At 61.2% G+C, this 2,251-nt stretch carries 3 protein-coding genes; all 3 read right to left on the reverse strand.

Annotation, left to right across the window (positions count from 1 at the left end):
- Positions 1 to 614: DNA topoisomerase (locus tag SPHV1_RS03670; protein ID WP_231634507.1), on the reverse strand; the 614-nt coding region annotated here is incomplete at its 3' end.
- 4 nt (positions 615 to 618) lie between these two features.
- Positions 619 to 1,152, reverse strand: coding sequence for a conjugative transfer signal peptidase TraF (gene traF, locus SPHV1_RS03675; protein ID WP_054944722.1), 534 nt, complete (start codon positions 1,150 to 1,152; stop codon positions 619 to 621).
- A partial coding sequence (locus tag SPHV1_RS03680) for a type IV secretory system conjugative DNA transfer family protein (protein WP_156367232.1) occupies positions 1,149 to 2,251 on the reverse strand: 1,103 nt, incomplete at its 5' end. The genes traF and SPHV1_RS03680, both read right to left, overlap by 4 nt.

Genomic DNA, 2,251 nt, shown 5'->3' on the forward strand with positions numbered 1-2,251 from the left:
TCAAAATCGCGGTCGCGGCGGACGACAAGGCCCAAGATTGGGGTCTGCACGCGACCGACACTAAGAACGCCCTGAAACCCCCGCGCCTGCGCCGCGAGGGTATAGGCGCGGGTCATGTTCACGCCATAGAGCAAATCGCCCACGCTGCGCGCCTCGGCCGACGCGGATAACCCGGCATATTCGCGGTTATCCCGCATGGAGGCCAAGGCCCGCTGCACAACCTTTAGATTGTTGTCATTGATTAGCAGGCGTTGGACCGGCAACCGGCTTCCGGCCCATTGCAGAATCTCGTCAACGATAAGCTGGCCCTCATCGTCGGGGTCGCCCGCGTGAATGACGCTCCGCGCCGATTTGAGGAGTTTGCCGATCGTGCAGAGCTGGGCGCTCGTCTTGGCAACGGGCCGCTTTTCCCACGGGATGAAGCTGATCGGCAGCGCCGCCATGTTCCACGGGTCTTGCGGGTCCACTAGCTCAAGCATGTGGCCAATCGCCCACGTCACATAATGACGGCCGCAATCTATGAAGCCGTCTTGTCGCGCCCCTCCTCCAAGGCCCTCGGCAATGGCCCGCGCGAGTTCGGGCTTTTCGGCAATGACGATGATCTCTCCGCTCATGCCATCACCACGTCACTACGGGTTTGATGGAGGCGGTCACTTGCCGCGCGCTGATCGGCCCGAAATAGCGGCCGTCGAAAGAGGCCGCGCTGTCGCCAAGGACAAGGATTTCCCCATCGCCTAGCGTCCAAGCGGCATTGAGCCGGGGCAAGGCCCGCCCTGCCCCATCGGCAAGCTGCGGGGCGCTGTCGGGGACAAGGCGGCCGTTGATCCGCACGCCCTGCCCGCCAATCTCAACGCGGTCGCCTTTAGCGGCTAAAATCCGCTTCATCATTTCATAGCTTCCGCTGGGGCAGTCGCCGGGTTCGATGTAGCGCCTACGCAACGCCTCCAAAAAGGGCGGCGCTGCGGGCGGACAGAACGCCACAAGATCGCCCTTTTGCGCGGTCCCGCCCGTCGCCCGATAGACGCCTACCGGGATGCTCGGCGTAGCGTTGAAGCGAAGGCCCGCCGCCTTCGCGCCAAGCATGGCGATCATGGCCCCCGCCACGCCACAAACCGCATAGCGGCTGACCTTGGCGAAGCTCGGCCGCTTCATAGTTTGATCCTCCGGCCCCCTTCGGGCGGCTTCGGCGCGTGATTGCCCCTGATCGTGTCGCTCCGATCCGGCGCGGGAATCTTGGCGCGGGCACTAAAGGTCGGGTCTTGGAAATAGAGGGGCTGACGGCCATAGATCATGGGATAGCCTGCGACATAAATCAGCATGTCGCCCGCTTCGGAAATATCTCCGTCCGGGGTCTTCTTCGGCCCCGGCATCCTCATACACTCATCAGGCGTCAAAAGCGGGCGCTGGGTTTCCTGCACGGTCTTGGACACGGTGCCACCAAAGAAACCCCCGCCCCCGCGTCCGGTGCTTTTGGTGATTTGCTCTTTAAGAACGGTGGTCTGCCCGGTGAGTTTGGAAAGATGCTCGGCCGTCTCAACACGGTTGGGCGGATAGGCGTTCTGGATATGAGCGTTGGAGGTTATCAGCTCATCCGGCCCATAGCCGGTTTCCCGGCTCCTAAGCTGGTTGGTGTCCTGACAAATGAGATAGAATTTCAGGCCGTAGCCTGCGGCGAACGCCAAGGACTCCTGAATGATTCCAAGTTTCCCAAGGCTGGGAAACTCATCAATCATAAACAGGGCGCGGTGCTTGTAGCTCTGAACTACCCGGCCCTCCTCGAACTCCTGCTTGGGCGCAAGGATACGCACCATCATGTTGAGCATGACGCGGACAAGCGGGCGGAGCCGGTCCTTATCGGTGGGCTGGGTGATGATGTAGAGGCTAACCGGCCTCTCGCTGTTCATCAGGTCACGAATGAGGAAATCGGAAGTCGCGGTATTGGAGGCCACAACCGGGTCTTGATATAATTCTAGATAGCTCTGCGCGGTCGATAGAACCGATCCGCCCTCATCATCGGGGCGATTGAGCTGGGCGCGCGCGGCTTTGCCGACAACGGGATGATTTTTGCCGCCCGGCAAATGGCCGAACGTAAGCATTTCCTCCCAAACCTCCTGCGCGGGCCGAACCGGATCGGCCAATACGGCATCCACTTCGGCCAAGGTCGCCGCGTTGCCGCCATGCTTGGCTTTGTAGATGACATGCAGGATCACGCCTACCAGAAGCGCCCGCGAGGTCTTTTGCCAATGGCTTT

It is taken from the genome of Novosphingobium sp. KN65.2 (assembly GCF_001368935.1).
GTDB lineage: Bacteria > Pseudomonadota > Alphaproteobacteria > Sphingomonadales > Sphingomonadaceae > Novosphingobium > Novosphingobium mathurense.

Bases quoted from the DNA above. Each gene is read 5' to 3' on its own strand.
- traF (WP_054944722.1), bottom strand. From the start codon at position 1,152: ATGAAGCGGCCGAGCTTCGCCAAGGTCAGCCGCTATGCGGTTTGTGGC.